Raw genomic sequence first — 7,868 nt, 5'->3', positions numbered from 1 at the left:
GACTGACGGTGGTGTTCTTTCGAGCTACATCGACCTGAAAAATCGAGTCGAGCTCAAGTTTGAAAACAACCGAGATCTGCTCCCTTTCCCCCTCTCCCCTGTGGGGAGAGGGGACTGACGGTGTGTTCTTTCGAGCTACATCGACCTGAAAAATCGAGTCGAGCTCAAGTTTGAAAAAAACCGAGATCTGCTCCCTTTCCCCCTCTCCCCTCTGGGGAGAGGGCTGGGGTGAGGGGTGGCTTTTGACTACACCGCGTCCCTAGGCAACATCAACCCAAGCGGCAAGCGCACTCGCGCTTCCAGCCCGCCGCCCGAGCGGTTGCGCAGTTCAACGTTGCCGCCGTGCATCGACGCAATCCGTTTCACAATCGCCAAGCCTAAACCTGTGCCCTTGCCGCCGCGCGCTCGATCGCCTCGGGTAAACGGGTTGAAAATCGCCTCCAGCTCTGACGGATCGATACCCGCGCCACGGTCCATCACGCTCAGCACCACGTAAGGAGCGTTGATATCCCCGGACACAAAAGCCGCGACTTCAACACTGCTGCCCGCGTGATTCAAGGCGTTGCCAATCAGGTTGTTCAGCAAGCGTTTCATCGACACCCGGCGCAACGGGAACGGCTGGATCGGCTCCAGCCGCAAGCGCACTTTTTCTTCGTTCTGGTTGTACGGCGCAGCCACTTCGCGCACCAGGTCGCTGAGGTCGACCTCTTCCACCGACTCGTCACGGCCGTCGCGAATGAACGCGAGGAACTGGTCGAGAATCGCGTCCATGTCTTCGATGTCGCGCACCATGTCGTCCGACAGATCGCTGTGATCGCCCATCAATTCCAGCGACAAACGCAACCGGGTCAGCGGCGTGCGCAAGTCGTGGGAGACCCCGGCCAACATCAATTCACGCTCGCGACCGGCCTGCTCGACGTCTTCGGCCATCTGGTTGAAGGCGCGATAGACCTCGGCCATTTCGCTCGGCGTGTCGCTGATCGGCAGGCGTACACTGCGGCCCTGGCCGAGTTGCCTTGCGGCATAGACCAGACGTTTCAACGGTTGATTGAGCTGACTGACGAAGATCCACGCCGACGCGGTCGACAGCAAACCGATGGCCAGGAACCAGCCGAGTACGTTCCAGATTTTCTGGCCACGCAACGGATGCGGGTACAGCGGCACTTTCAGCCAGCCATCGCCCAGGCTCGGCGCCCGGACCCACAGCGCCGGCGGCGAATGCATGCGCAATCGCACTTCGGTGTCGGCGCCCAATTCGGCTTGCATCTGCCGCTGATAGATTTCGCTGTACGGCCAGTGTTGCTCGCCTTCCGGCACACCGGCGCCCACGACCCGGATCAGCGTTGCGGCATCGGCAATTTTCGTGCGGTTTTCTTCATCGGCGGCCCAATAGGCGCGCAGCGTCAGGGCGACGCCGTGGCTGTATTGGCGGTCCACCAGCACGTCCTCGTTCATCAGCAGATAAACCAGGGTCAATGCCTTGGAGAACAGCACGACGATCAGCACCAGCCACAGGGTGCGAGAGAAGAAACTCTGGGGGAACCAAACGGGGGTTTTCATGAATAACCGCTACACACTTGCAGGAGCGAGCGATGCTCGCACATTGCGGATCGCGAGTCTGCGGACAACTTCATCCGCAAACCCGCTCCTACAAATCGCCGATCACTTGGTGGCGGCGCCATCCGGAACGAACACGTAGCCCACGCCCCAAACGGTCTGGATGTAACGCGGTTTGGATGGATCAGGTTCGATCATCCGGCGCAGACGCGAAATCTGCACGTCGATGGAACGCTCCAGCGCATCCCACTCGCGGCCACGGGCCAGGTTCATCAACTTGTCGCGGGTCAGTGGCTGACGCGCGTTCATCACCAAGGCCTTGAGTACCGCAAATTCACCGGTGGTGAGCATGTGCACTTCGTTGCCGCGCTTGAGTTCGCGGGTGGCCAGGGACAGCTCGTAGTCACCGAAGGTCACGCTTTCGTCTTCGCTGCCCGGCGCACCCGGCACCGGCGCGGCCTGACGGCGCAATACCGCTTTGACCCGAGCCATCAGCTCGTCCGGGTTGAACGGCTTGGCCAGGTAATCGTCGGCGCCCAGCTCCAGGCCCTTGATGCGGCTCAGCTCATCGCCCTTGGCGGTCAGCATGATGATCGGGATCTGGTTGTTCGCGCCGCGCAGTCGGCGGCAGGCGGTCAAACCGTCTTCGCCGGGCAGCATCAGGTCGAGAACGACCAGATTGAACACTTCGCGCGCCAGCAAACGGTCCATCTGTTCGGTGTTCGGTACGGCACGGGCACGGTAGCCCTTGCTGACGAAAAAGCGTTCCAGCAGGCTGCTCAGCCCTGGATCGTCATCAACAATCAGAATCTTTTCGCCTTCAGCATTGTTTGCAGTGCTGCTCATTAGATGCTCCTTTTAGCTCGGCGCGCATTATGGCGTAGCTGTCGTTATACGCACCGTGTGCATTGTTAGCAGATTTTTCCTTCACCGCCATAGAACCGACTCCGCGCCTGCCGGGCGCAATGTCCCGCAATCATGGAACGCTGGGTATAATGCGCGGCGTTTTGTGTCAGGCAACGTTTGATCGTTACGCGCAGCGGCCACTTTTTATTTTCCCGGCGCGCGCAGTAATAGTTCGATTTCACGGGTCAACGGGATGCCTGTCGACCCAGGCAGCGGCGCAGGTCAGGCCGCTCAACCAGACTCGCCGGGCCTTTATTCCTGCGCCCGCGAGCCTGCTTTCACAATTTGTCAGGTGGTTTTATGGACAGCATCAACAGCCGCATCGCCGAGGAACTCGGTGTACGCCCACAACAGGTCGAAGCGGCCGTCGCGCTACTCGATGAAGGGTCGACCGTGCCCTTCATCGCCCGCTACCGGAAAGAAGTGACCGGCAGCCTCGATGACATCCAGTTGCGTCATCTGGAAGAGCGTCTGCGCTACCTGCGAGAACTCGACGAACGGCGCATCAGCATCCTGGCGAGCATCCAGGAACAAGGCAAACTCACGCCGCAACTCGAGCGCGACATCAAACTGGCCGACACCAAGACCCGCCTCGAAGACTTGTACCTGCCGTACAAGCAGAAGCGCCGCACCAAGGGCCAGATTGCCCTGGAAGCCGGCCTCGGCGAGCTGGCCGACGGCCTGTTCAACGACCCGAGCCTGACCCCGGACGCCGAAGCCGCGCGTTTCGTCGACGCCGAAAAAGGCGTGGCCGACGTCAAGGCTGCCCTCGAAGGCGCCAAATACATCCTGATGGAACGCTTCGCCGAAGACGCCGGTTTGCTCGACAAACTGCGCAGCTACCTCAAGCAGGAAGCCACGCTGAGCGCCCGCGTGATCGCCGGCAAGGAAGAGGAAGGCGCCAAGTTCCGCGACTATTTCGAACACGATGAACCGCTGAAAAGCATGCCATCGCACCGCGCGCTGGCGATTTTCCGTGGCCGCAACGAAGGCATTCTCAGCTCCGCGCTGAAAGTCGGCGACGAGCTGCCGGGCACCATGCACCCGTGCGAGGGCATGATCGGCCAGCAATTCGGCATCCAGAACCAGAACCGCGCCGCCGACAAATGGCTCGGCGAAGTGGTGCGCTGGACCTGGAAAGTGAAGCTTTACACGCATTTGGAAACCGATCTGCTGGGCGAACTGCGCGATGGCGCCGAGACCGAAGCGATCAACGTGTTTGCGCACAACCTGCACGACTTGCTGCTGTCGGCCCCGGCCGGCCCGCGCGCCACGTTGGGCCTCGACCCGGGCCTGCGCACCGGTTGCAAAGTCGCCGTGGTCGATTCCACCGGCAAACTGCTGGATCACGCCACGGTTTACCCGCACGTGCCGCACAACAAGTGGGACCAGACCATCGCGATCCTCGCGGCCCTGTGCGCCAAGCACTCGGTGGATTTGATCGCGATCGGCAACGGCACCGCAAGCCGTGAAACCGACAAACTTGCCGCCGAGCTGATCAAAAAGTATCCAGCGATGAAGATGACCAAAGTCATGGTCTCCGAGGCCGGCGCATCGGTTTACTCGGCATCCGAACTGGCCTCCAAGGAATTCCCGGACCTGGACGTGTCGATCCGTGGCGCGGTGTCCATCGCCCGTCGCTTGCAGGATCCGCTCGCCGAACTGGTGAAGATTGATCCGAAGTCGATCGGTGTCGGCCAGTACCAGCACGACGTGTCGCAGCTGAAACTGGCGCGCGGCCTCGACGCTGTGGTCGAAGATTGCGTGAACGCCGTCGGCGTCGACGTCAACACCGCTTCCGTGGCGTTGCTGGCGCGGATCTCCGGGCTCAACTCGACGCTGGCGCAGAACATCGTCAGCCACCGCGACGAGCACGGCGCGTTCAAGACTCGCGCGGCGCTGAAAAAAGTCGCGCGTCTGGGGGAAAAAACCTTCGAGCAAGCCGCCGGTTTCCTGCGTGTCATGAACGGCGACAACCCGCTGGATTCGTCGGCGGTTCACCCGGAAGCCTATCCGCTGGTGCAACGTATTGCTGCTGAAACCGACCGCGATATTCGTTCGCTGATCGGCGACGCGAGTTTCCTCAAGCGCCTCGACCCGAAGAAATACACCGACGAAACCTTCGGTCTGCCAACCGTTACCGACATTCTGCAAGAACTGGAAAAACCGGGCCGCGATCCACGTCCGGAGTTCAAGACTGCCGAGTTCCAGGAAGGCGTCGAAGACCTCAAGGACCTGCAACTGGGGATGATCCTCGAAGGCGTGGTGACCAACGTCACCAACTTTGGCGCGTTCGTCGACATCGGCGTGCATCAGGACGGTTTGGTGCACATCTCTGCGCTTTCGGAGAAGTTCATCAAGGATCCGCGTGAAGCGGTGAAGGCCGGTGACGTGGTCAAAGTGAAGGTCATGGAAGTCGATATCCCGCGCAAACGCGTAGGTTTGTCGATGCGCATGAGCGACACGCCGGGCGAGAAGATTGACGGTGCGCGTGGTGCGCGTCCGGGTTCGTCTTCGCGTCAGTCGCAGAACACTGCGCCGCGCAAGGAAACCACGGCAGCGGCCCCGGCCAACAACGCCATGGCTTCGCTGTTCGCCAACGCCAAGCAGTTGAAGAAGCGCTGATGGAGATCCCTGCCGGGCTGACCGAAAGCGCTTTTTTCAAGTTGCTCGGGTGCCGCTTGCACAGCCTCGAAACCGGGGTGGCGCAAGTCGCCCTGGAACTGGCGCCGGAGCTGCGTAATCGCGGCGGCAAGCTGCACGGCGGGGCGTTGTTCAGTCTGGTCGACATTGCCATGGGGCTGGCCTGTTCCAGCACCCACGGCTTTGATCAGCAGAGCGCGACCATCGAATGCAAGATCAATTACATTCGCGCCGTTGCTGAGGGCGAAGTGCTGTGCACGGCGCGGGTCATTCACCCGGGCCGCCGCACGCTGGTGGTCGAAGCCGACGTGATGCAGGGCGACAAACTGGTCGCGAAAGCGCAAGGCACGTTCGCTGTCCTGTAGCTAGACGTCATCGATTTGAGTTAATTTCAGCGCAACGAAACCTGTGGAACCCTGTGGCAAGGGGGCTTGCCCCCGTTTGAGTGCGTAGCACTCACAAGGATCTTGGAAACTCAGAGATTTTGGGGCTGCTTCGCAGCCCAACGGGGGCAAGCCCCCTCGCCACAGGTCACTCCCACAGGGATGGTGTAGCTCTTTACTGACCGGCATGGCTTGCGCGGTTGCAAAAACCAGGCGAAAACGCCAGTTTTAACTTCACCCTTGTAGACCGTCTTGCCCACCCCCATATTGGGGCGACTGACGCGTGAAGGAATCCAACTTGAGCGAACTTCTCAACCGCCGCCTGGCTATGCTCGGCGAGCGCGCTAACCTCTCTCTGCTCGAACAGTGCCTTCACGGCATCGAACGTGAATGCCTGCGCGTGACCAGCGAAGGTCGCCTTGCGCAAACGCCGCACCCGGAAGAACTGGGTTCCGCGCTGACCAACGAACAGATCACCACCGATTATTCCGAATCGCTGCTGGAGTTCATCACCCCGGCCCTGCCCGACCCGGCAGACACCCTGGCGAGCCTCGACAGCATTCACCGTTTTGCCTACAGCAAGCTCGGCAACGAGTACCTGTGGAGTCCATCGATGCCGTGCCCGTTGCCGGCCGAGGAAGACATCCCGATTGCCTATTACGGCACCTCCAACATCGGTCAGCTCAAGTACGTCTACCGCAAGGGCCTGGCCCTGCGTTACGGCAAGACCATGCAGTGCATCGCCGGGATTCACTACAACTTTTCCCTGCCGGAAAAGCTCTGGCCGCTGCTCAAGGAATCCGAAGGTTTTGTCGGCACCGACCGCGATTATCAATCGAGCGCCTACATTGCGCTGATCCGCAACTTCCGTCGCTACAGCTGGCTGCTGATGTACCTGTTCGGTGCCTCGCCAGCGCTGGATGCCGGTTTCCTGCGCGGGCGTTCGCACCAACTCGAACAACTCGACCCGGACACCTTGTATCTGCCGTACGCCACCAGCCTGCGCATGAGCGACCTCGGTTATCAGAGCAACGCCCAGGCCGGCCTCACGCCTTGCTACAACGACCTCGCGAGCTACACCGACAGCCTGCGCAAAGCGGTGGCCACGCCGTACGCGCCGTATGTTGAAGTCGGCACGCACAAGGACGGTGAGTGGGTGCAGCTCAACACCAACATCCTGCAGATCGAAAACGAGTACTACTCCAACATCCGCCCGAAACGCGTGACTTACACCGGCGAACGGCCGATTCAGGCGTTGGTGGCGCGCGGCATTCAGTACGTCGAAGTGCGTTGCCTGGACATCAACCCGTTCCTGCCGATGGGCATCGACCTGACTGAATCGCGTTTCCTCGATGCGTTTTTGCTGTTCTGCGCGCTGAATGACAGCCCGTTGCTGACTAACGGCAGCTGCGGCAACGCGACCTCGAACTTCCTCAGCGTGGTCAAGGAAGGTCGCCGTCCGGGCCTGCAATTGCAGCGCGACGGGCAACCGGTGGACATGAAGGTATGGGCCGCCGAGCTGCTCGAAGAGATCGCGCCACTGGCGGCGTTGCTCGACCAGAGCCACGGCGGCGATGCGCACAGCAAAGCGCTGGACGTGCAGTTGGAGAAGGTCAAAGACCCGTCCCGCACCCCATCCGCCCAAGTGCTGGCGGCAATGGCCGAGCACAAGGAAAGCTTCGCCCAGTTCTCGCTGCGTCAGAGCCAGGCCCACGCGGAGTTTTTCCGCAGCGAGCCGTTGAGCGCTGAACTGCAGGCCAAGTTCGAAGATCGCGCCCGCACCTCGCTGGCCGAACAGGCAGAGCTGGAACAGAACGAAGTCGGCGATTTCGACGTGTTTGTCGGGTCGTATCAGGCGAGTATTTTGGCGATCAGTAACTAGGTTCAAGGTCCACCCCTCACCCTAACCCTCTCCCCAAGGGGTAGAGGGGACTGACCGAGGTGTCTCACGTCATACATCGACCTGAAAGCCCGAGTCGAACTCAGGGATTGAAAAGCATGGAGATCGGCTCCCTTTCCCCTCTCCCCCGTGGGATAGGGGGCTGACCGAGGGCCTTCGCGTCATACATCGACCTGAAAGCCCGAGTCGAACTCAAGTTCTGAACATCACGAAGATCGGCTCCCTTTCCCCTCTCCCCCGTGGGGAGAGGGGACTGACCGAGGGCCTTCGCGTCATACATCGATCTGAAAAACCGAGTCGAACTCAAGTTCTGAACATCACGAAGATCGGCTCCCTCTCCTCCGAGGGAGAGGGGACTGACCGAGGGCTTTCGCGTCATACATCGACCTGAAAAACCGAGTCGAACTCAGGGTTTGAAAGGCATGAAGATCTGCCCCCTTTCCCCCTCTCCCCTGTGGGGAGAGGGCTGGGGTGAGGGG

Annotated in this window: 5 protein-coding genes; 3 read left to right on the top strand and 2 right to left on the bottom strand. The window is 60.8% G+C overall.

Annotated features, from left to right (window positions below; translation table 11 throughout):
* Nucleotides 1-246: 246 nt before the first annotated feature.
* Both BI292_RS07585 and ompR read right to left on the bottom strand, forming a co-directional pair.
* A complete protein-coding gene (locus BI292_RS07585) occupies nt 247-1,560 on the bottom strand; it encodes an ATP-binding protein (protein WP_092274958.1) in 1,314 nt (437 codons plus the stop codon).
* Nucleotides 1,561-1,662: 102 nt separating this feature from the next.
* Complete coding sequence (gene ompR, locus BI292_RS07580) at nt 1,663-2,403, bottom strand: two-component system response regulator OmpR (RefSeq protein WP_092274961.1); 741 nt, start codon at nt 2,401-2,403, stop codon at nt 1,663-1,665.
* Nucleotides 2,404-2,763: 360 nt separating this feature from the next.
* On the opposite strand from ompR, the gene BI292_RS07575 reads away from it, so the two are divergent.
* The 3 genes from BI292_RS07575 (at nt 2,764) to gshA (ending at nt 7,371) form a co-directional block, all read left to right on the top strand.
* Complete coding sequence (locus BI292_RS07575) at nt 2,764-5,088, top strand: Tex family protein (protein WP_092274964.1); 2,325 nt, start codon at nt 2,764-2,766, stop codon at nt 5,086-5,088.
* Entirely contained in the window at nt 5,088-5,471 is a 384-nt protein-coding gene (locus BI292_RS07570; RefSeq protein ID WP_092274967.1) for a PaaI family thioesterase, read from the top strand. Before BI292_RS07575 ends, BI292_RS07570 begins: the two co-directional genes overlap by 1 nt.
* Nucleotides 5,472-5,787: 316 nt before the next feature.
* Complete coding sequence (gene gshA, locus BI292_RS07560) at nt 5,788-7,371, top strand: glutamate--cysteine ligase (protein WP_101207495.1); 1,584 nt, start codon at nt 5,788-5,790, stop codon at nt 7,369-7,371.
* Nucleotides 7,372-7,868: the final 497 nt, after the last annotated feature.

Source organism: Pseudomonas sp. 43NM1 (genome assembly GCF_002836905.1).
GTDB lineage: Bacteria > Pseudomonadota > Gammaproteobacteria > Pseudomonadales > Pseudomonadaceae > Aquipseudomonas > Aquipseudomonas prosekii.
Note: the sequence above shows the minus strand (reverse complement) of the source record. Positions and strands in the feature narration are given on the sequence as shown.

Bases quoted from the DNA above. Each gene is read 5' to 3' on its own strand.
- BI292_RS07585 (WP_092274958.1), bottom strand. From the start codon at position 1,560: ATGAAAACCCCCGTTTGGTTCCCCCAGAGTTTCTTCTCTCGCACCCTG.
- ompR (WP_092274961.1), bottom strand. From the start codon at position 2,403: ATGAGCAGCACTGCAAACAATGCTGAAGGCGAAAAGATTCTGATTGTT.
- BI292_RS07575 (WP_092274964.1), top strand. From the start codon at position 2,764: ATGGACAGCATCAACAGCCGCATCGCCGAGGAACTCGGTGTACGCCCA.
- BI292_RS07570 (WP_092274967.1), top strand. From the start codon at position 5,088: ATGGAGATCCCTGCCGGGCTGACCGAAAGCGCTTTTTTCAAGTTGCTC.